Genomic DNA, 21,751 nt, shown 5'->3' on the forward strand with positions numbered 1-21,751 from the left:
CACGCAAAAGTTCCAAAATATTGCTATAGGGCGTGATCAGAATTGATTAAGAACAACTCGATGAAGTCTTGTTTTTAGAGCTGGGTTTGCCCGCAACGTTTCACTTCTGCCCTAAACGATTTTGATGAGGAAAGACTTGGTGCCGAAATCAAAGCAGAAAAAGCCGCAAGGGCTCGATAGTGCGCATCAGCAAGCTGATCGCGGCATGCAAGACGGCAGTGATCTTTTCTCTCAAGCGCGCATGATGATGAGTGCGTTCTGGGTATCGCCGGTTCGCAACCAGTTGATCGCGCTGGGCACTGGTATCTTCGTTCTGATTGTGTTGATTGCTGTGGGGCAGGTCGCCATCAATCGTTGGAATGTCCCGTTCTACAATGCTCTGTCAGATCGCAATCTGAGCGCCTTCTTTCATCAGCTTCTGATCTTTTTTGCAATCGCCGGATCGGTCCTTCTTCTAAACGTGTCCCAGACCTGGCTGAACCAAATGTTCAAGCTAAAGCTACGAGAAGGACTGGCGCGCGATCTGGTGGGTGAGTGGTTGCAGCCGGGGCGGGCATTCCGTCTTGCGAAAGCTGGCGAAATTGGCGTCAACCCGGACCAACGATTGCAGGAAGATGCGCGTCATCTTGCCGAGACTACGAGCGATCTTGGCATCAATCTGCTGCAATCCACCGTCATTCTCGTCAGCTTTGTTGGCGTCCTGTGGTCTCTGTCGAGCGGCTTTGTATTCCATCTTTGGGGTTATAGTTTTTCCATACCGGGCTATATGGTTTGGGCGGCGGTTTTTTATGCGGGTTCTGCGTCGCTGTTGTCCTGGTTTGTTGGCCGCAGTCTCGTTAATCACAATGCCAACCGCTATGCACGCGAGGCCGATTTTCGCTTCTCGTTGATGCGGGTGAATGAGCATATCGATGCTGTTACATTGGCACGAGGCGAGGCTGACGAGCGCCGCAGGTTGGACCTGGATCTTGACGCGGTGCTGGTTGCCATCAAGCGAATTGTTATTGCCACAACCAATCTGACATGGGTCACGGCAGGCTATGGCTGGTTCACCATTGTTGCTCCGATCCTTGTTGCAGCACCTGTCTATTTTTCGGGTGGACTGACCTTCGGCGGTTTGATGATGGCTGTCGGCGCTTTCACGCAGGTGCATAATTCGCTGCGCTGGTTTGTCGATAACTTTGGCGCGATTGCCGATTGGCGGGCAACATTGCTGCGCGTGGCGAGCTTTCGACAAGCCATATTACGTATGGATGAAATTGGCCACATCGACCGGCAGATAGTTCTGGAAACCAACGAGGATGAGCGGCTTACGATCGAAGCTCTGTCTATTGCGGTCCCTGATGGATGTCTCAATCTAGTTGAGACGAATGTCAGCATCGGTCCCGGGGAGCGGCTGTTTGTGACAGGCGCAACTGAAACCGAACGCAGTCGGTTTTTCCGCGCGCTTGGGGGCTTGTGGCCTTGGGGGAGCGGGCGGATTGGATTGCCTGCTGGAGATCGCGTGGTGTTTATTCCGCATGCTCCCTACATTCCGCCCGGCAACCTGCATGATGCGGTGGTGTATCCGTTGAGTGCCGCTGATTTCTCGAAGAATCAGGTGGCGGACGTGCTGAAACTCGCCGGATTGGAGAGGCTTACACCGCAGATCGACCGTGTCCTGCGTTGGGATCGCACACTGACTGATGATGAGCAACAAAGCCTCGCTCTCGCCCGGCTTGTGCTGCAAAATCCAAGCTGGATTGTGATTGATGGTACGCTCGATGGGATGGATGAAGAGGCGCGAAAGCGCGCTTATGCGATTCTGACTGGTCCTTTAAAGGAAGCTGCTGTCATCCATATTGGCAAAGGGTTAGGCCATAACGGCTTGTTCGCGCGGCAACTGCATCTGGAAATGGACTTGCAGGCCGACCCCCTTCGTCTGCCCCACCAATCGGAAGCAACGGCATAAGAAATCAACAAAGCAAAAAGGCCGCAGATTTTCATCTGCGGCCTTTTTCATTCCCGTGTAACTATTTGTTTTTACGTATTATCCAACGCAAAACCGCTTCGCTTTTTTACCTCAAATGCTTTAATTGCGGAAGTAATCCTGAAGCGGACGAACTTCCAGCGATCCTGCCTTAAGCGCCGCAATGGCTTCAGCGGCCGCTTCAGCACCGGCCATTGTCGTGTAGTAAGGCAGTTTCTGCATCAGCGTTGCGCGGCGGATCGACTTGGAGTCGGAGACTGCACTTGCGCTGTCGGTCGTGTTGAAGACCAGATGGATCTGGCGGTTGCGGATCGCATCTTCCACATGCGGGCGACCTTCGATGACCTTGTTGATCTTGGTCGATTCTACGCCATTTGCTTCGAGGAACTGTTGTGTTCCGCCGGTCGCCATGACCTTGAAGCCGATGCTGACCAGTTTGCGCACGGCACCAAGCACGCGTTCCTTGTCTTCGTCACGAACCGACACGAAAACCGTGCCTTCGCGTGGCAGTTCAACGCCTGCACCGAGCTGCGCCTTGGCGAAGGCAAGCGCGTAGTCGTAATCAAGGCCCATGACTTCGCCAGTTGAACGCATTTCTGGTCCGAGCAGTGTATCAACGCCGGGGAAGCGGGCGAATGGGAACACGGCTTCCTTGACCGCGATATGCGGACGTGCGGTCGGCTGCGGCTTGCCGCCATAGGCATTGAGCGCGTCTTCGAGGCTTTCGCCTGCCATGATACGGGCCGCAACCTTGGCAATTGGCGTTCCAACGGTCTTGGCAACGAAAGGCACGGTACGCGATGCGCGAGGGTTGACTTCGAGGATGAAGATTTCACCATCCTTGATAGCAAACTGAACGTTCATCAGGCCACCGACATTCAATGCCTTGGCAAGCAATGCCGTTTGGCGTTCAAGCTCTGTCACGATCTCAGGTGAAAGCGTATGAACTGGCAGCGAACAGGCGCTGTCACCGGAGTGAATGCCTGCTTCTTCGATGTGTTCCATGATGCCGGAAACATAGCTGTCCTTGCCATCGCAGAGGCAGTCGACATCCACTTCGATGGCCTGTGTCAGATAGGTATCGAACAGAAGCGGGTTTTTGCCCAGCAGCGTGTTGATCTGGCCGGTCTTGTCGTTTGGATATTTCGCCTTGATGTCTTCAGGCACCAGCTCAGGAACCGTGTCGAGCAGATATGTCTGCAAGCCACGCTCGTCATGGATGATCTGCATGGCACGACCACCAAGAACATAAGACGGGCGGACAACCAGCGGGAAGCCCAGATCAGCAACGATCAGGCGCGCCTGCTCAACCGAATAGGCAATGCCGTTCTTTGGCTGGTTAAGGCCGAGCTTGATCAGCAGCTTTTGGAAGCGGTCACGGTCTTCAGCAAGATCGATAGCGTCAGGTGACGTTCCGAGGATCGGAATGCCAGCCTTTTCCAGCGCATTGGCAAGCTTGAGCGGTGTCTGGCCACCGAATTGAACGATGACGCCATGTAGCGTACCTTTCTCCTGCTCAACGCGCAGGATTTCAAGTACGTCTTCTGCCGTCAATGGCTCGAAATAGAGGCGATCGGACGTGTCATAATCTGTTGAAACCGTTTCCGGGTTGCAGTTGATCATGATGGCTTCATAGTCAGCATCGTTGAGCGCGAAAGCCGCATGGCAGCAACAATAGTCGAACTCAATGCCCTGACCGATACGGTTTGGACCGCCGCCGAGAATGACGACCTTCTTGCGATCCGATACTTCGGCTTCCGAACGCGGCTGACCGACGAAAGGCGTTTCATAGGTCGAGTACATGTATGCGGTTGGCGATGCGAATTCGGCTGCGCAGGTATCAATGCGCTTATAGACCGGATGCACGTCGAGCTGATTACGCAGCTTTGCGACATCTTCTGCATCCTTGCCGATCAGTCCTGCAAGACGCGCATCGGAGAAGCCCATGGCTTTAAGCATGCGCAGGTTTTCGGCATCCTGCGGCAGACCATGTTCGCGGATACGGGCTTCTGTGTTGACGATGCCTTCGATCTGTTCAAGGAACCATGGATCGATTTTGGAGACATCATGCACCTGCTCGGTGCTGAGGCCGAGGCGCATTGCCTGTGCGACCATGCGCAGACGGTCTGGCGTTGGCGTGCCGATTGCGGCGCGGATCGCGTTCTTCTCGTCGCCTTCCTCAATGTTTGGAATGGCGATTTCATCAAGACCCGTCAGGCCTGTTTCCAGACCGCGCAGCGCTTTCTGCAAGCTTTCCTGGAAAGTACGGCCAATGGCCATGACTTCACCGACCGATTTCATGGCAGTGGTCAGGATCGGCGAGGAACCAGGGAATTTTTCAAACGCAAAGCGTGGGATCTTGGTGACGACATAGTCGATCGACGGTTCGAACGATGCGGGTGTTGCGCCGCCGGTGATGTCATTGTCGAGTTCGTCGAGTGTGTAGCCGACTGCAAGCTTGGCTGCGACCTTTGCAATCGGGAAGCCGGTGGCTTTCGATGCAAGCGCCGAGGAGCGCGATACGCGCGGGTTCATTTCAATGACGATCATACGGCCATTGGCCGGGTTAATCGCGAACTGAACGTTGGATCCGCCAGTTTCAACGCCGATCTCGCGCAGCACCGCAATCGAGGCGTTACGCATGATCTGGTATTCTTTGTCGGTCAGCGTCAGCGCAGGGGCGACCGTGATACTGTCGCCCGTATGCACGCCCATTGGATCGAGGTTTTCGATCGAGCAGATGATAATGCAGTTGTCCGCCTTGTCGCGGACGACTTCCATTTCATATTCCTTCCAGCCGAGAACCGATTCTTCGATCAGAACTTCGGTGGTTGGCGACGCGTCGAGGCCGCGTTCGATGATTTCGAAGAATTCCTGGCGGTTATAGGCGATGCCACCGCCTGTGCCGCCGAGCGTGAAGCTCGGGCGAATGATGGCTGGCAGGCCAACAACGTCCATGGCCTGTGCGGCTTTGGCGAGCGCATGGCTCATGTAACGCTGCTTGCGCTCAACTTCGCCGAGCTGCCATTCGGTTTCCAGCTTGTCGAGTGCCTTGTCGAGATCATCACCGGAATATTGCGCTTTGACTTCGTTGCGCTTGGTTTCGTGGCGCTTGCGATCTTCTTCCTTGATCTCGGTCGCGTTGGCGAGCATCGAGGTCGGTGTGTCGAGGCCAATCTTTTCCATGGCTTCGCGGAAGAGCGCACGATCTTCTGCCTTGTCGATAGCTTCGGCATGCGCGCCAATCATCTCGACATTATAGCGTTCAAGCACACCCATGCGGCGCAGCGAAAGCGCGGTGTTGAGTGCGGTCTGTCCGCCCATCGTCGGCAGGAGCGCGTCAGGGCGTTCCTTGGCAATGATCTTGGCAACAACTTCCGGAGTGATCGGTTCAATATAAGTCGCATCTGCCAGATCCGGATCGGTCATGATCGTTGCCGGATTGGAGTTGACGAGGATGATGCGATAGCCTTCCTCTTTGAGCGCCTTACAAGCCTGCGTGCCCGAATAATCGAACTCGCATGCCTGGCCGATAACAATGGGGCCCGCGCCGATAATCAGGATCGATTTGATATCTGTACGTTTCGGCATGGGCATATCCTGCTTATTAGTGTTAGCGCATATCTTGGCCTCAAAACCGGTTCCCACTTTTGAGAGACATGCTTTTAGCCTGCCAGAAAAGCCCGCACGGTTTTCCGGCGGGTTGGCAGAAGTATATTCTGTGGGCTAAGTGGGCCTTATAGGCAATGATGGTGCAAAGCGGAACCCCACAATTGCCCTTATTTCAAAGAAAATGCGAGCATTCACGAAAATTCTCGATCAAGGCTCCGATTTGCAACCTCTAGGGCGTGTTGCGCTTAATCCCAACCACTGCGCTCGCTCTGGATTCTTTCAATTGTCGCATGTTCGCGAACGGTAAGTGAATCCATTTGAGCGCGACATGCTTTAGTCGCTTCTTATGTTGCGGCCATGTCTTTGTTTGTGATTGGAGTTGCCATTTACTTTTTATGTTGCTGTGCCAACTGTTTGTGCGACAATTGCATGCAATAGATTGCTGCTGTCTTTGTCTGAGACAGCACGGTGAAGGGGAGTTGGTCAATGCGTTGGCAAGGCCGTAGACAAAGCGACAATGTGGAAGATGTACGGGGCCAGCAAAGCGGTGGCCTCGGTGGTGGTTTTGGTCGCGGTGGCGGCGGAATGGGTGGGCCGGGTTTTCGCATCGTTCGCGGCGGCGGTATTTCCGGGATTCTCATTCTCGTCGTGATGTTCTTTGTGTTGCGTGCGTTTGGCATTGATCCACTACCGCTTCTATTCGGTGATGGCAGTATCAACTCCACTCAGACCCAGCAGAGCAGTGGCCGTACTGCGGCTGAAGGTGGCACGGTTGCCAATGATGAGGCGACACAGTTTGCACGCACTGTTTTGGCCGAAACAGAAGATGTCTGGAGCGGCATTTTCCAGTCGCGCGGGCAGACTTATACGCCACCAACAATGGTCCTGTTCTCCGATGGCGTGCGTTCAGCCTGCGGTATGGCCTCTTCGGCATCTGGTCCGTTTTATTGCCCCGGTGACCGCAAGCTTTATCTTGATCTGACTTTCTTCAATGAACTGGCCAATAAGTTTGGTGCATCCGGCGACTTTGCCAATGCCTATGTGATTTCGCATGAAGTGGGGCATCACGTTCAGAACTTGCTCGGTATTCTTCCGCGCTTCAATCAGATGCGTCAGCAGATGAGCCCAGCACAGGCTAACCAGATGTCGGTGCGTGTTGAGTTGCAGGCAGACTGCTTTGCAGGTGTATGGGGCTATTACACGGATCAGAAGGGTATTCTGGAAGCAGGCGACCTCGAAGAAGCAATCAATGCCGCCCACCAGATTGGCGACGATACGCTGCAAAAGAGAAGTCAGGGCTATGTTGTACCTGAAAGCTTCAACCACGGCACATCGGCACAGCGTGCCAAATGGTTCCGGCGTGGTTTTGAAAGCGGAAAGATTGAATCCTGCGATACATTCGGCGGTGATATCTAACTGGTTCTTATGATAGGACTGAGAGGCGGCTTAGGCCGCCTTTTTATATGGGCGATAGGCGACGGCCCGCAATAATTTTACCGAGCATCGGGCTTGCTGTGGAATAATTTTCCCTGTAAAATTTAACGGCAGCGCGGCCCTTTTTGTCAGCCATTCGTGACGCTCAGTTTTGAGCGGCGATTGCGCGCGATTCTTTCCAACAATCAAATTATTATGCTTTGTTGCGGCTTGTCCGCATGTGCATTTCAGGTGTTCCATGCATAATCCCCAGTTTGTGCGGCGGGGCTTGTTACTCGTCTTTATGACTCTTTTTCTCGATATTATCGGCATTGCAATCATTATGCCGGTTCTACCGACTTATCTTGAAGAACTCACTGGAGCGGATATCAGTGCGGCCGCCGTTGATGGCGGCTGGTTGTTGCTGGTCTATGCGGCAATGCAATTTCTGTTTGCACCGATGATCGGTAATCTCAGTGATCGCTTTGGTCGGCGCCCGGTGTTGCTGGCTTCGATCTTCACCTTTGCGATTGATAATCTGATTTGTGCACTCGCAACCACTTATTGGATGCTGTTCATCGGTCGTGTGCTGGCAGGTATCAGTGGTGCCAGTTTTGCTACCGCGTCCGCCTATATTGCCGATGTCAGCGATGACAGTAATCGTGCACGCAATTTTGGTCTTATCGGCATTGCCTTCGGGGTAGGTTTTGCACTTGGGCCGGTTTTGGGCGGATTACTTGGCGAATTTGGCCCACGTATACCGTTTTACGGGGCGGCATTTCTGTCGTTCGTCAATTTCATTCTGGCCTATTTCCTGTTGCCTGAAACATTGTCACAGGAAAACAGACGCACGTTCCAGATCGCCCGCGCCAATCCGCTAGGTGCGCTTAAACAGATGCAGACCTATCCAGGCATCGGCTGGGTAATATTGGTGTTCTTTCTGTTCTGGCTTGCCCATGCGGTTTATCCATCGGTCTGGGCATTCGTGGGCGCCTATCGCTACAACTGGAGTGAAGCGCAGATCGGTTTGTCGCTTGGCCTTTTTGGCATTGGCGCGGCAATTGTCATGGCGCTCGTGCTTCCAAGGGTCCTGCCAGTCCTTGGCGAACGGCGCACAGCAATTACCGGCGTGCTGTTTTCATGCTTTGGCATGATTGGTTACGCAATCGCGTGGCAGGGATGGATGGTGTATGCGGTCATCTTTCTGACTGCACTGGAAGGTCTGGCCGACCCGCCATTGCGCAGTATTGCTGCAGGCAAGGTGCCGCCTTCTGCTCAAGGTGAATTGCAGGGGGCGCTGACAAGTGTTTCGAGCATAACAACTATTATAGGTCCGCTCATCTTCACGCAGCTGTTCAGCATTTTTACGGGAACGAATGCACCGTTCGTCTTTGCCGGAATGCCTTATGCCGTTGGGGCTGGGCTGATCTTCCTCGCATTTGTCATTGTTGTGGCAAGAGTGCGTCCGGCTGCATCGTTTAGGGCCACTGGTATCTGAGCGCTTTAGCGATAAAAAAAAGCCGGAGCATCAGCTCCGGCCTTTTCATTTATAGACAAAGAGTTAGAGCGGCTCCAGTTAAGAATGAATCTTTGGAGCTGCTCCATCTATTTGTTTTTGCGCAATATCCCACTTAAAACCGCTTCGCACTTTTGCTGTAAATATAGCGTGTTAGAGCGACCTTTGTGCGCCCAAAAGGGCGCACGGCGCTCTAATTCGCTTTATTCAGATTGCGGTTCACGCTGCCTGGTCGCGTTCTGGCAGAAGAGCTTCGCCCTTCTTTTCGCGGATCAGATTGATGAACCGGCGGAAGAGGTAATGGCTGTCCTGTGGGCCAGGAGAAGCTTCCGGGTGATGCTGTACCGAGAAGATCGGCTTGCCGATAACGCGTAGACCGCAATTGGTGCCGTCAAACAGCGAAACATGTGTTTCCTCGACATGCTCAGGCAGGCTGTCGGAATCGACCGCAAAGCCATGGTTCATCGATACGATTTCTACCTTACCGGTGGTGTAGTCCTTGACCGGATGGTTTGCGCCATGATGGCCCTGATGCATCTTTTCAGTCTTGGCACCGAGCGCCAATGCCAGCATCTGATGACCGAGGCAGATGCCGAAAACTGGCAATTCGCTGTCTACGAGCTTCTGGATCGTTGGCACGGCATATTCGCCGGTTGCTGCCGGATCGCCGGGGCCATTGGAAAGGAAGATGCCGTCTGGATTATAGGCGAGAACATCCTCTGCCGTGGCTGTGGCTGGCAATACAGTGACCTTGGCACCAAGGCCTGACAGCAGACGCAGAATGTTGCGCTTCACACCGAAGTCGAGCGCGACAACATGATATTGCGTGGCTGACTGTTCGCCATAGCCGTCTTCCAGCGCCCACGGTGTCTGGTCCCAAGTAAGGCTTTGGCCAATGGTGACATCTTTTGCCAGGTCGAGATTTTCAAGGCCGCTCCAGTTTGCAGCGCGGGCCTTGAGCGCATCGATGTCGAACTTGCCGTCCGGATCATGGGCGATGACCGCATTCTGCGCGCCACGCTCACGGATAAGCGAGGTGAGGGCGCGCGTGTCGATGTCAGCCAGCGCGATGACGCCGCGGTTCTTCAGCCATGCATCGAGATTTTCCGAAGCGCGGAAATTGGATGGGTTGGTGATGTCGGCTTTGAAAATTGCGCCCACAGCACCGTGACGGTTGGCAGGTGTGAGGTCTTCCACGTCTTCCGCATTGGTGCCTACATTGCCGATATGCGGAAAAGTGAAAGTAACGATCTGTCCTGCATAGGATGGATCAGTCAGAATTTCCTGATAGCCGGTGAGTGCGGTGTTGAAGACCACTTCGGCTTCAATTGCGCCAGTTGCGCCAAGACCCTTGCCTTCAATCACTGTGCCATCAGCAAGCACAAGAACGGCGGTTCGCTTTGCAGTCGTCCAGGGTGCTGTCTTCGATGTGGCTTCGGTCATGGCGTGCACTCCTGTCAGGTTTCGCGCTTGCCGTCTGGCGCGCGTTCTACGTTATCAGTCATGCGGCATGTATCCGTATTTCAGCCGCCCGATGTCAGACAGCTTGAAAAATGGAGTTTATGGGGCCATATATGCGCCAAAAAGCAGCGGGGATTAAACTTCCCGCCGCGAGCACATGCCGATGTCCTGCTAAGCCTCGAGCAATAGAGAAACTTGAGCGCGTGGTCAATCGTTTGAACGCAAGCTTTTCAGGAAATTGTGAGAGTAATGCCTCATTCTTTCTATGATGGTTGTTCTGACAGGTCGGATTAGGCGTGTGATTGCTTTATGGGCCCGGTTCTGGATACAAGGGCTCTGATTTTTCATTATTACGCATGACGTCATTGGAAAAGCGAGTTTTTTGCTTTTTGGCGATATGCGCTAACACCGTCAGGAGAGACGTATGCTTCGCCAGGAGATTTCTCAGGCACTCACGCAGGCTATGAAGGCTCAGGATAAGCTGCGCCTATCGACATTGCGTCTGATCATGGCTGCGGTGAAGGACCGTGATATTGCCAATCGTGGCGCTGGCAAGGACCCGGTCGGCGATGAGGAGCTGCTCGGCATATTGGGCAAGATGGTCAAGCAGCGCGAAGAATCTGCGCGCATTTATGAAGAAGGCAACCGTATTGAGCTTGCCGAAGGCGAGCGTGCAGAAATTGTTATCATCAATGACTTTTTGCCTGTGCAGATGAGCGATGATGAAATCAAAAAAGCCTGCGCGGACACAATCACCGAGATCGGTGCACAAGGTTTGCGAGACATGGGCAAGGTGATGGCAGCTCTTAAAGAGCGCTATGCTGGTCAGATGGATTTCACCAAGGCCAGCGCGCTGGTGAAAACGCTTCTTCAGTAGAAGCGTCTAAGTTTTCAATGAAAAAGCCCCGCTTCGGCGGGGCTTTTTTACAGCATAATTCCTTAAACTTGAATCAGTTTAAGATAAAATTATGCTGTAAATATAGAGTGTTAGAGCGACCTTTGTGCGCCCAAGAAGGCGCACGGCGCTCTAATTCTGCTTCGCTGTTTTCAATCGTGTCGAGCCGAGCAATCCTTGTTCTTCAAGGACTGGATAGGCCATTGATGCGAGCAGCGAATTGATCTGCTTCAAATCGCGAATGGTATCGAGATGGATGGTGCTTGTCTCGATGCTTCGGGTTGAACCCTCGCGCAGCCGCGAGAAGTGACGCATGCTCGTCTGCTTTTCCAGATCGCGCAGATTGTCTTTCTCCTGCACGAGCAGGCGGGCAGTCCGCCCATCACGCGAGACGATGACATTGAACGCCATGTGGGCGTTGGCAAGCACCATGGCGTGGAAATGGCTCAGTTCCTTCCAGCCCTCTTCGGTGAATTCGAGATTGTGATCCATCTTCTTCTGCACATGCGCGAGCATGTTTCGCACGATGATATCGCCAACCTGTTCGAGCTTCACACATGCGCCCATCAGTTCCTGCATCCGCAAAGCTTCAAACTCGTCGAGGTCTTTGCTTGCGAGCTTGGTGAGATAAAGCTTGATGGCAGCATGTTTCTTGTCGACCCGGTCGTCGAGGCTTGCCAGTTCGTTGATGCGCGCCTGATCCGGCTTTTCGTAGAGATCGATAATCCGGCGCAACATGACTTCAATTGTATCGCAAACGCCAACAACTTCGCGCGTTGCATTGGCGAGCGCCTGTGAAGGACGATCAAGAACGGCATTATCAAGAGCACTGTACTCTTCGACTTCAAGCGGCTGGGCGGGTGCGTTCTTGTCTGAATTGAGATGAACCAACGCTTCAGTCGCACGGAGCACCAGTCCAGACAATGGAATGCCTGCGACCATGACGATAACGTTGAACAGAATGTGGGCGTTGACCACTTGTGAAACAGGGTCGCCACCAAGGAAGCCAATCGACGGCTTAAACGTCTCAAACAGGATCAGCATGAGTAGCGAGCCAGCGCCGCGCATCAAAAGATTGCCGAGCGGTACGACTCGGGTTTCGGGTGGAGCGTTGCGGGTCAGGATCGGCGCGATGATTGACGAACCAAGATTGACGCCAAGCACCATGACCACAGCAAGTTCCGGCGTGATCAGTCCGCGCGATGCAAAAGTAGTCAGCAGGATGACACCCGCGATGCTTGAATGAAACAGCCAGGTCATCAAGGCTGCCAGCAGATAGGCGGTCACGGGATCGCTGGAGAGATAATCCACGATGACGGGCAGAAGCTCGCTCTGACGCAGTGGCTCCGTCGCCTGTCCTGTCATTTCCAGTGACATGATGAGCAAACCGATACCGACGAGAATGCGCCCGATTTGTCGCCAGTCACGTCGCTCTGTCGTCATGAAAATGGCTGTGCCTGAAACGAGGCATAGTGGAACCAGCAATGTCAGATCGTAGCTCAGGATTTTCACAACGAGCGCCGAACCGAGTTCACCGCCGCGCACGGCCATCAGACCTGCAACGCCACTGACGATACCCGAGCCGACAAAGGAGCCGACCAGTAGCGTCACAGCTGTCGAGCTCTGTAAGGCGATAGCCAGAATAAGGCCAAATGCTATCGAAAGCAGTGGGTTCTGCATCTGATTGCGCAGGCGGCGTCGCAAACGATCGCCATAGGCACGCTCCACGCCCGTTCGCACCATGCGCGTCGCCCATAATAGGAGCGCGACTGCACCGGCAAGATGCAAAAGGACCAGAGAACCGTTCACGGAAAAATCCTTTCGGGGTGTGAGGAGAATTGGATCTCGATTGGGTTAAGCTTACGCAACAAATAAAGAAAAAATATGTTCCGGCTAACCATATTCGTCGGAAATATGGGCCGGAAATGCTCTGAAATCAAGCGTCGCAATTGTAATGTGACAACTATATGACAGTTTTATGAACAGTGCGACTGTATGCAATCATTGTAATTCAGAGGCGTTCAGCATGTGATTAGCGGGGAGGGCCGCTTGTGTGTGATGGACTGTGTGTCTGCGCACGCCTATATATATTCCACTGGATACCATGGTTACAGCGGTTCCAGTTGCGACTGAATCGTTGAAGCCGCTGTAATTATTTTTTACGCATTATCCTACGCAAAGTCGTTTCACAGTTTTGCTGGTAATGCTTATCTGACCCGAAAGTGACAATCGTAATGCGTTTTCCGCCATCCTTTCTTGATGAGATCAGAGATCGCGTGCCGATCTCGACGCTGATCGGAACGCGCGTTTCGTTTGACCGTAAGAAGAGCAACCCGCCAAAAGGCGATTTCTGGGGCTGTTGCCCGTTTCATGGTGAGAAGACCCCAAGCTTTCACTGTGAGGACCGTAAGGGCCGTTATCACTGCTTTGGTTGTGGGGTGACGGGTGATCATTTCAAGTTCCTGACTGATTTGGAAGGTGCGAGTTTTCCCGAAGCCGTCGAGCGTGTTGCCGATATGGCCGGTGTGCCGATGCCGGCGCGTGATCCGGAAATGGAAAAGCGCGAAGCGCAGCGTGCGACGCTCTATGATGTGATGGAGCTTGCGGCACAGTTTTTTGAAAGCCAGCTACAAAGTGCGTCGGGCGCGAAGGCGCGCGCTTATTTGCGCGATCGCGGTCTTTCGAGTGCGACGCAACAGACATTCCGCATCGGCTATGGTCCGGAATCGCGCAATGCGCTCAAGGAATTTCTGGCAGCCAAAGGCATTTCGAAAGAGCAGATCGAGGCTTGCGGTCTTGTCGTTCATGGCGAGGGCATCCCTGTTTCCTATGATCGCTTCCGTGATCGCATCATGTTTCCAATCGAGGATTTGCGTGGACGTATCATCGCTTTCGGGGGGCGTGCGCTTTCCGCTGATGCGCCTGCAAAATATCTGAATTCCCCGGAAACTGAGCTCTTCCATAAAGGTCGCGTGCTTTATAATGGCCTTCGTGCACGTAAAGCCTGCCAGCCGCAGGGCGGGGAGCCAGCCAAGCCGATTATCGCGGTTGAAGGTTATATGGATGTGATTGCTCTGGCGCAGGCGGGCATTCATCAGGCGGTGGCTCCACTTGGAACGGCGCTGACTGAAGAGCAGCTTGAACTGTTGTGGCGCATCAGCCCCGAGCCAATCCTGTGTTTTGATGGTGACGGAGCAGGTGTTCGTGCGGCACATCGTGCTGCCGATCTTGGACTGCCCACTTTGCAGCCGGGAAAATCCTTGCGCTTTGCGATGCTTCCCGAAGGACAAGACCCGGACGATCTGGTTAAGGCTGAAGGCCCATCAGCTTTTTATTCTGTTTTGCGTGATGCCAGGCCGCTGGTTGACATGATCTGGGCACGCGAAACGGCAGCGGGAGTATTTGATACGCCTGAACGCCGTGCGGAACTGGAAGCGCGCTTGCGTGAAATCACCACTCGCATCGCAAATGAGGACATTCGACGCCATTATAGCCAGGAAATGCGTGACAGAGCGCAGGCATTTTTCGGGCAGAGGCGGCAAAATAATGGCGGAAATGCGTTTAATCGCGACAAAGGCAAGGGCCGTGGTCCCCAGGCTGGTGGTCGCAACGGTAACGCAGTTGGCGGGCGTCTGGCTTTTTCGGACAGCCTGACACGGTCCAATATGGTCAAAGGCCGTAATGCGCCTCTGCGTGAAACTGCAATTGTGTTGATGTTGCTCAATCACCCGCGCCTGATCGAAGAAGACTTTGAAACAATGGCGGCGCTCGATCTCGAGCATGAGGCTTTGAAGGTTCTGCATCTGGCGATGCTCGACGTTCTGGCATCGGATCATGTCGACGATGGTTTCGCGATGCGCAAGGCGCTTGTCGCAGCCGGACATGGCGAACTGATCGAAACGCTGGAAGCTGTTGTCCGACGCACGCGGGAATGGACGGCCACGTCGCAAGCAGCGGAAGATGACGTCCGCGAAGCATTAAAGCAGGCGCTTCACTTGCATCAGCGCGCGCGCACCCTACATAGGGAACTGCGCGCTGTTGAAGCATCGCTTGATAGCGATGAAACGGGCGAAATATTCGCACGGCTTATTGATATTCAAAAACAGATTGCTCAGGCAGAAGCTACCGAAGCCCTTATCGACGGTTTTGGACTTTCCTCAGGACGCGCATCCGGCGGTTCGTAACCGCACTCAAGTGAGGCACTCATGGTGCCCGAATCACTTTGAATCGCTTAAGGACTCGAAACTGCCGGAAATGGTGGGTTTCGTGAATCTTTAGCGGCTTAAAGGCGTGAGAACGCGCCGCGACAATAAATGATTCGCTTTTTAGACCCGAATCAGGTGAGTCGCTCTTGACGTGGGCCAGAAATGACGGAATCACGACAGTTCGAGCAAGGATTAAAGAACTGATATTGATAAACGTTCCTTAAGTGGACTCCTGAAATTAGCCTTGATGGGCAACAGTCAAAGACCGGGCGGGCCTTAAAGGCGACCATTGATCCCGGATCTACCCACAAGAATTTGGAGACGGCAGGATCGGTTAATGACGGCACGGTTAATTCGGCATTAACACGAAATCAGCTATTCGCAGAATCAACAGTTAAACGGCGCTCTCGCAAAACCGTTTGACCACTCTATATATCTTAGACGCGACCGGTGTCGCCTGGAGACGAGCAATATGGCAACGAAGGCTAAGGAAAACGAAGAAGCCGAAGTCGAGCGCGAAGGTGCGACCGACGGGCCGCTTCTCGACCTTTCTGACGATGCTGTCAAGAAGATGATCAAGCTTGCGAAGAAGCGCGGCTACGTCACTATGGACGAGCTGAATGCCGTGCTGCCTTCCGAAGAAGTGACATCTGAGCAGATCGAAGACACCATGTCCATGCTATCGGACATGGGTATCAACGTGGTTGAAGACGACGAGCAGGAAGCTGATCGCGACGACAGCAACGATGATGATACGGAAGAAGGCGGCGATCTGGTCGAGACGACCGGCACTGCTGTTGCCGCTACCACGACTAAGAAAGAACCGACTGATCGTACGGATGATCCTGTGCGCATGTATTTGCGTGAAATGGGTTCCGTCGAGCTTCTGTCGCGCGAGGGCGAAATCGCCATCGCAAAGCGTATCGAAGCCGGTCGCGAAACGATGATTGCCGGGCTTTGTGAAAGCCCGCTGACCTTTCAGGCCATTATTATCTGGCGTGAACAGCTGAATGAATCCAACATTCTGCTGCGTGAAATCATTGATCTCGAAACCACTTATGCTGGCCCAGAAGCCAAGCAGGCACCAATTGTTGAACGTGTGGAAGAAGAAAAGCCACGCGACGACAAGTCTGTGCGCCGTTCGCGTGACGACGACGACATTACCAATGTCGGCGGCGATATGCCTGCGGAAGAAGAAGAGGAAGACGAGGACGAAGCCAACCTGTCGTTGGCGGCTATGGAAGCCGAGCTGCGCCCGCAGGTTATGGAAACGCTTGATCTTATCGCTGACACGTACCGCAAGCTGCGTAAGTTGCAGGATCAGCAGGTTGAAAGCCGTCTGGCTGCAACTGCCGATCTGTCTTCGAGCCAGGAGCGCCGCTACAAGGAACTGAAAGATCAGCTGATCAAGGCTGTGAAGTCGCTGTCGCTGAACCAGAACCGTATTGAGCAGCTGGTTGAGCAGCTTTATGACATCAACAAGCGTCTCGTCCAGAACGAAGGCAAGCTGTTGCGTCTTGCTGAATCCTTCGGCGTCCGTCGCGAAGAGTTCCTGAAGGAATATCAGGGCCACGAACTGGATCCGAAATGGGTCGACCGCGTCAGCACTCTGTCGGCGCGTGGCTGGAAGGAATTTGCAGCCAAGGAAGAACGTGCGATTGATCGTCTGCGTTCGGAAATTCAGATGCTGGCCACTGAAACTGCGATTTCTATCGGCGAATTCCGCCGTATCGTCAATCAGGTTCAGAAGGGCGAACGCGAAGCAACCATCGCCAAGAAGGAAATGGTAGAAGCCAACCTTCGTCTCGTCATCTCGATTGCCAAGAAGTACACCAATCGTGGCCTTCAGTTCCTCGATCTTATTCAGGAAGGCAATATCGGCCTGATGAAGGCGGTTGATAAGTTTGAATATCGCCGTGGTTACAAGTTCTCGACCTATGCGACATGGTGGATTCGTCAGGCAATCACACGTTCGATTGCTGACCAGGCCCGTACCATCCGTATTCCGGTGCACATGATCGAAACGATCAACAAGATCGTTCGTACATCACGCCAGATGCTGCATGAAATCGGTCGTGAGCCTACGCCGGAAGAACTGGCAGAAAAGCTGGCCATGCCGCTTGAAAAAGTGCGCAAGGTTTTGAAGATTGCGAAAGAGCCGATCTCGCTCGAAACGCCAGTGGGTGATGAAGAAGATTCACATCTCGGCGATTTCATCGAAGACAAGAACGCGCTTCTTCCAATCGATGCAGCCATTCAGGCAAACCTTCGCGATACGACGACCCGTGTTCTGGCATCGCTTACGCCGCGTGAAGAACGCGTACTGCGCATGCGTTTCGGTATCGGCATGAACACTGACCACACACTTGAAGAAGTCGGTCAGCAGTTCTCGGTAACACGCGAACGTATTCGTCAGATTGAAGCGAAGGCGCTGCGCAAGCTCAAGCATCCGAGCCGTTCGCGCAAGCTGCGTTCGTTCCTTGATAGCTAAAGCATGTCGCCCGGAGCCGGAAACGGTTTCGGGCGATGTTCTTAAATAAAAAGAGAGGGAGCGACATGTCCTTTTTGAAGCGTCTTTTCGGTGGTGGTTCTACCGAAGAAACTCCAGCAACGCCAAAAGAAGCTGGGCGTCTGGAGCACAAGGAATTTCTGATTATCGCGACGCCTTATAGCGAAGGTGGACAATATCAAGTCTGTGGTGTGATTTCCAAGACGATCAACGGCGAGCTGAAAGAACACCGCTTTGTTCGCGCAGATCGTTGCCCCGGTATCGAAGATGCTGCGAGCATTTCTCTGAACAAGGGCCGCCAGATCGTCGATGAGCAGGGCGAAGCCATTTTCCGCTAAGCCGTCAGCAACAAAATTGAAAAAGCCGCGCATCAAAAATGCGCGGCTTTTTATTTTGATTTGTCAGTGCGGGTGGCAGATGAAGCCGACCATTTTTCGGACGACTGGCAAAATAGCCAGCAGAACCGGAAAGGCGATGAGCCATGAAAGAACCCATGAGGTCATCCAGCTTGATGCAAGCTCAGGATGGCTAAAGCCAAGGTTTTTTGTGGTTGCGATCAGTGAGACGACGAATGTCATCATGATCGAGAGAATGAAAGGCATCACAATAGATGCATAACGCGCTGGCAGTTTTCTGCGGCGAGTGCCTTCAAACTGAGACATGTGTATTCCTGAATATTATGCGGGAAACGTGCAACGAAACATCAAAAATGGATAGCCGTTCCCAGCTAAATTGATGCGTTGCCTAACGTATGACGCTTACGGTCATAAGGATGACGAGGGTTCTTTAACCCAAGAATACTCAGCATTCAATAGCGAAGGGCGGCGATTTGCCCATGCCACTAAGCTCGCAATTGCTCTATATGCTGCGGCATGGATAAGAAACCCTTTTGGCAAACCAAATCACTTGAGCAGATGACTCGCAATGAGTGGGAAAGCCTGTGCGACGGGTGTGGTCAGTGCTGCCTGCATAAATTGCTGGATGACGATACCGAGCAGGTTTACTGGACAACGGTTGCCTGCACGCTGTTGGACGCGCATAGCTGCAAGTGCAGCGACTATCCCAACCGCCGCAAAACTGTGCCCGATTGCGTGTTTCTGACGCCGGAAATTGTCTATGAGGTCAACTGGCTGCCGGCAACCTGTGCTTATCGCCTTGTTGCGGAAGGTGCAGATCTTTATTGGTGGCACCCGCTCGTTTCTGGTTCACCCGACACAATCTATGAAGCCGGTGTTTCCGTTCGTGGCAAGGTGACGGCGTTTGATCACGAATTGGCGGATGAAGAAGAATATCTCGAACACATGGTTCCGTTGGATTACAGCGGTTCCAGTTAATATCAGATCGTTGGAACCGCTGTAACTATTTGTTTTTAGGCATTTCCGAACACAAAACCGGTTCCCACTTTTGCTGGAAATGCTTTAGAGCGCGTTTCGATCTGATTGGATCAGATTGGCGCTCTAATTATCTGTTTTAACGCGCATCTTTATCCGAAAACCGTTTCACACTTTTCGGGATGCGCTCTAATCGGTGCTATTGGGGACATTAATTAAGTTTAATGTTCTTCCGTCAGTATTTCCCAACAACCTAATCTTTTTTACCAAGTGCTTGTTTTATAATATTTTTTCGCATGTTCTTTTGCAGCGGTGTATAGCGGTGTTTACCAAGCTGAATGCGTTATGAACGTGAACTTGGCTTTGCGTTCATATTCGCTACGCTACTTATCGGATGTCTCGGGTGAGGATCACCTGACAAAAGTTCGAAAGGGTTTCAAGATGTCCGCAATTTCGCTCAAGTCGTTCGTTGTCACTACGGCAATTGGCTTTGCTGCTGTCTTCACCGCTGGTGCTTCAGCAAATGCTGCATCGCCTGCATCAACTCCTGCGGTCAGCACTGCAGCGCATTCCCCTGTGGTAAATATTGACTATCGCGGAAATCGCCATCATGCCCGTCCGCCCCGTCGCGGCCCGGCCTGTTCGGTTGAAGGTGCAAAGATGAAGGCGCATCGCATGGGTATCCGTAACGCACGCGTTGTCTATCGTGGGAAATCGGTTCAGGTCCGTGGCTTCCGCCAAGGCCGCCCAACTGGCGTTGTGTTCGCCAATGTACGCGGTTGCCCTATTATCCGCTAATTGCAGCCGGATTGAATAAAAGCCAACCTGAAAACTCAGGTTGGCTTTTTTGTTAGCTAAGACTGGCAAAATAAAGGGGCGAATGATCGCCCCTTTATGCTGTCGTTATTCCTTGATTTCGAAAACGACGTTAACTGAGACATCGTAGCTATTCTCACCTGCAGCGACAGGAACCGAATCCTGAGGTGCGGCGGCTGCCATCATCTTGGCCTGACGCGCGATTGGCATCGGCATAGGCGCGCGGCTCTGTTCGTTGATTTCAACAACGCGACCTAGGCCAACGCCTGCTGCATCGGCAAGTGTCTTAGCCTTAGCAATTGCATCCGCTACGGCGCGCTTGCGCGCTTCGTTGATGGTGGCTGCCGGATTGTCATTGACGAAGGTGAGATCACCACCCTGATTGACGCCGAGTGTCACTGATTCATCGAGTACATTGCCGACCTTGTCCAGATCGCGCACACGTACGGTCAGGCTGTTGGAGACGCTGTAACCACTGATCTTAGGCTCTTTCAGGCCGTTCTTGTCGTCTGGGTAGACGTAGCGTGGCTGAATGTTGATGCCGCTCGTCTGGAGGTCGCGCTCCTCGACTCCAGCCTTCTTCATCGCGTCCAGCACCTTGGCCATTGCTTCGTTGTTGGCTGTCATTGCTTCGCGTGCAGTTTCGGCATCGCGCAAGACGGTAAGGTTGAGAATGGCCATGTCCGGCGCAGAGTTCATCTTACCTTCACCGGTCACCGCAATACGCGCGGTCTGCTTCGTCATCTGATTCTCCTGCGCTGCGGCTGGCAAAGAAAGTGCGCCTGCGAGCATGATTGCCGAAAATGAGGTAGCAAGAAGGGTAGTAGCGCGATTGTTCATAAAATCTCCTGTAGAGAATGTTGAGGTAGCTTGTGCAAAGCAGTCTCCATGAGAGGCCATTTCTGCTTTGTCATTGATGTATTTAAGTTCCCTCTAAAGCAAAACGCCACGTTATCTGACTTGAAATGCAGTTAAATTGCAACCGAACGCTTCAAGTTCGATGAATCGTGCCTTGAGTTGCATGCATGACAATCGAATATGTGCGCATTAGGGCAACTCGTGCAATTGACAGCTTGTGTCCCGTCTTTCTTTAGGGTAGGTGCTGTGTTGCGTGGGGCCTGTAGCTCAATTGGTTAGAGCCGGCGGCTCATAACCGCTTGGTTGGGGGTTCGAGTCCCTCCGGGCCCACCATTTCTTCCAGAAGTTTGTTCTGTTGTTGCTGTCGGTATGGATGGCTATCAAGCCTTTGTCCTTGACGTGCTTAGTGAAGATAAAACACGCAGAAACAGCGTTTGCGACCTCTGCATTCCCGGTTTCAGAATATTTGAATAGTGTTGATCACAGCTCGTCCGATTTGTCGTTGAAATGTCGAGCGGACGCGCTTTTTCATGCGCGAAGTTCATTCAGCCGCGACCTTTTTTCCTGTTCAACAAGTTTTTAGGAGTCTGTTAAGGAAATAGTAACGCAATGAAACAATTTTTTATGCCACGTGATTGGTGACATTATGGAGGTTTCAGGCAATGACTAAAAAGACAACCACTGTTGCGTTGGCGCTTGCAGGGTTGGTGGCGAGTTCTCTCGCGGCTTCGGCTAAAACGAGTCATATTGGTGAGTTCAGGGATTGGGGCGTTTATCAAAACACCCAGCTGCCCGGCAACAAATGCTATGCTTTGACCGTGCCGTCGAGTTTTCTTCCGGCAGGCGTTCGGCATGGCGATAATTTCATTATTCTTTCCAAGTCTGGTGCGAGCTATAGCCCGCAGCTTGTGATGGGGTATGATCTGAAAGCGGATAGCACCGTAAAGGTAATGGTTGACGGAGCGCAGTTTCCCTTCTTCAGCGAAGGAAACCGGGCATGGGCGCAGAACGTCGGTGATGAGGCACGCATCGTCAGCGCCATGCGGTCTGGCCGTACTGTCAATGTGCAAGCCACATCGGCACGTGGCACGCAAACCCGTTACACATTTTCGCTGATGGGATTGTCTGCATCGCTTCAGCGCGTTGATCGCTGCTGAGCATAACAA

Annotated in this window: 16 protein-coding genes and 1 tRNA gene; 11 read left to right on the forward strand and 6 right to left on the reverse strand. The window is 53.0% G+C overall.

The window, feature by feature from the left end:
- Positions 1 to 205 precede the first annotated feature (205 nt).
- Complete coding sequence (locus QBD00_RS01500) at positions 206 to 1,951, forward strand: ABC transporter ATP-binding protein/permease (RefSeq protein ID WP_095447935.1); 1,746 nt, start codon at positions 206 to 208, stop codon at positions 1,949 to 1,951.
- A 120-nt stretch (positions 1,952 to 2,071) separates the two neighbouring features.
- Here the strand turns inward: QBD00_RS01500 and carB are convergent, their stop codons facing one another.
- Positions 2,072 to 5,560 carry a carbamoyl-phosphate synthase large subunit gene (gene carB / locus QBD00_RS01505; protein WP_095447065.1) on the reverse strand — a complete coding sequence of 1,163 codons (3,489 nt, stop codon included), beginning with the start codon at positions 5,558 to 5,560 and terminating at the stop codon, positions 2,072 to 2,074.
- 507 nt (positions 5,561 to 6,067) lie between these two features.
- Between carB and QBD00_RS01510 the strand changes: the two genes are divergently transcribed.
- Complete coding sequence (locus QBD00_RS01510; RefSeq protein WP_318578498.1) at positions 6,068 to 6,997, forward strand: neutral zinc metallopeptidase; 930 nt, start codon at positions 6,068 to 6,070, stop codon at positions 6,995 to 6,997.
- A 30-nt stretch (positions 6,998 to 7,027) separates the two neighbouring features.
- Here QBD00_RS01510 and QBD00_RS01515 read toward each other — a convergent pair whose 3' ends face one another.
- Complete coding sequence (locus QBD00_RS01515; RefSeq protein WP_191793712.1) at positions 7,028 to 7,255, reverse strand: hypothetical protein; 228 nt, start codon at positions 7,253 to 7,255, stop codon at positions 7,028 to 7,030.
- On the opposite strand from QBD00_RS01515, the gene QBD00_RS01520 reads away from it, so the two are divergent.
- Complete coding sequence (locus QBD00_RS01520) at positions 7,254 to 8,492, forward strand: TCR/Tet family MFS transporter (RefSeq protein WP_318578499.1); 1,239 nt, start codon at positions 7,254 to 7,256, stop codon at positions 8,490 to 8,492. The two genes, QBD00_RS01515 and QBD00_RS01520, sit on opposite strands and share 2 nt — an antisense overlap.
- Positions 8,493 to 8,729: 237 nt before the next feature.
- Here the strand turns inward: QBD00_RS01520 and carA are convergent, their stop codons facing one another.
- The gene (carA, locus tag QBD00_RS01525; protein ID WP_264231828.1) at positions 8,730 to 9,953 is read right to left on the reverse strand and encodes a glutamine-hydrolyzing carbamoyl-phosphate synthase small subunit; all 1,224 of its coding nucleotides are present in this window, start codon (positions 9,951 to 9,953) and stop codon (positions 8,730 to 8,732) included.
- Positions 9,954 to 10,395: 442 nt separating this feature from the next.
- Here carA and QBD00_RS01530 point away from each other — a divergent pair, with 442 nt between their 5' ends.
- Positions 10,396 to 10,848, forward strand: coding sequence for a GatB/YqeY domain-containing protein (locus QBD00_RS01530; RefSeq protein ID WP_191793714.1), 453 nt, complete (start codon positions 10,396 to 10,398; stop codon positions 10,846 to 10,848).
- A gap of 150 nt (positions 10,849 to 10,998) precedes the next feature.
- On the opposite strand, the gene QBD00_RS01535 is transcribed toward QBD00_RS01530, so the two are convergent.
- On the reverse strand, positions 10,999 to 12,675 hold the full coding sequence (locus QBD00_RS01535; RefSeq protein ID WP_095447060.1) for a Na/Pi cotransporter family protein: 1,677 nt from the start codon (positions 12,673 to 12,675) through the stop codon (positions 10,999 to 11,001).
- A 425-nt stretch (positions 12,676 to 13,100) separates the two neighbouring features.
- On the opposite strand from QBD00_RS01535, the gene dnaG reads away from it, so the two are divergent.
- The 3 genes from dnaG to QBD00_RS01550 all read left to right on the forward strand — a co-directional run bounded on the left by dnaG (position 13,101) and on the right by QBD00_RS01550 (position 17,918).
- Entirely contained in the window at positions 13,101 to 15,050 is a 1,950-nt protein-coding gene (dnaG, locus tag QBD00_RS01540; RefSeq protein WP_318578500.1) for a DNA primase, read from the forward strand.
- 493 nt (positions 15,051 to 15,543) lie between these two features.
- Entirely contained in the window at positions 15,544 to 17,562 is a 2,019-nt protein-coding gene (rpoD, locus tag QBD00_RS01545; protein WP_151094950.1) for an RNA polymerase sigma factor RpoD, read from the forward strand.
- Between the two features lie 65 nt (positions 17,563 to 17,627).
- The gene (locus QBD00_RS01550) at positions 17,628 to 17,918 is read left to right on the forward strand and encodes an HlyU family transcriptional regulator (RefSeq protein WP_095447057.1); all 291 of its coding nucleotides are present in this window, start codon (positions 17,628 to 17,630) and stop codon (positions 17,916 to 17,918) included.
- Positions 17,919 to 17,981: 63 nt separating this feature from the next.
- Here QBD00_RS01550 and QBD00_RS01555 read toward each other — a convergent pair whose 3' ends face one another.
- Entirely contained in the window at positions 17,982 to 18,242 is a 261-nt protein-coding gene (locus QBD00_RS01555) for a DUF2798 domain-containing protein (protein ID WP_095447056.1), read from the reverse strand.
- A gap of 210 nt (positions 18,243 to 18,452) precedes the next feature.
- Between QBD00_RS01555 and QBD00_RS01560 the strand changes: the two genes are divergently transcribed.
- Positions 18,453 to 18,914, forward strand: a complete 462-nt coding sequence (locus tag QBD00_RS01560; protein ID WP_095447055.1) for a YcgN family cysteine cluster protein — start codon at positions 18,453 to 18,455, stop codon at positions 18,912 to 18,914.
- Between the two features lie 438 nt (positions 18,915 to 19,352).
- The gene (locus QBD00_RS01565) at positions 19,353 to 19,709 is read left to right on the forward strand and encodes an antifreeze protein (RefSeq protein ID WP_095447934.1); all 357 of its coding nucleotides are present in this window, start codon (positions 19,353 to 19,355) and stop codon (positions 19,707 to 19,709) included.
- Positions 19,710 to 19,814: 105 nt separating this feature from the next.
- On the opposite strand, the gene QBD00_RS01570 is transcribed toward QBD00_RS01565, so the two are convergent.
- The gene (locus QBD00_RS01570) at positions 19,815 to 20,567 is read right to left on the reverse strand and encodes an SIMPL domain-containing protein (RefSeq protein WP_095447054.1); all 753 of its coding nucleotides are present in this window, start codon (positions 20,565 to 20,567) and stop codon (positions 19,815 to 19,817) included.
- 274 nt (positions 20,568 to 20,841) lie between these two features.
- Here QBD00_RS01570 and QBD00_RS01575 point away from each other — a divergent pair.
- Both QBD00_RS01575 and QBD00_RS01580 read left to right on the forward strand, forming a co-directional pair.
- A tRNA-Ile gene (locus QBD00_RS01575) sits at positions 20,842 to 20,918 on the forward strand.
- Positions 20,919 to 21,247: 329 nt separating this feature from the next.
- Positions 21,248 to 21,742, forward strand: coding sequence for an invasion associated locus B family protein (locus QBD00_RS01580; protein WP_095447003.1), 495 nt, complete (start codon positions 21,248 to 21,250; stop codon positions 21,740 to 21,742).
- Positions 21,743 to 21,751 lie beyond the last annotated feature (9 nt).

The sequence above is a fragment of the Ochrobactrum sp. AN78 genome, from assembly GCF_029909885.1.
Lineage (GTDB): Bacteria > Pseudomonadota > Alphaproteobacteria > Rhizobiales > Rhizobiaceae > Brucella > Brucella quorumnocens.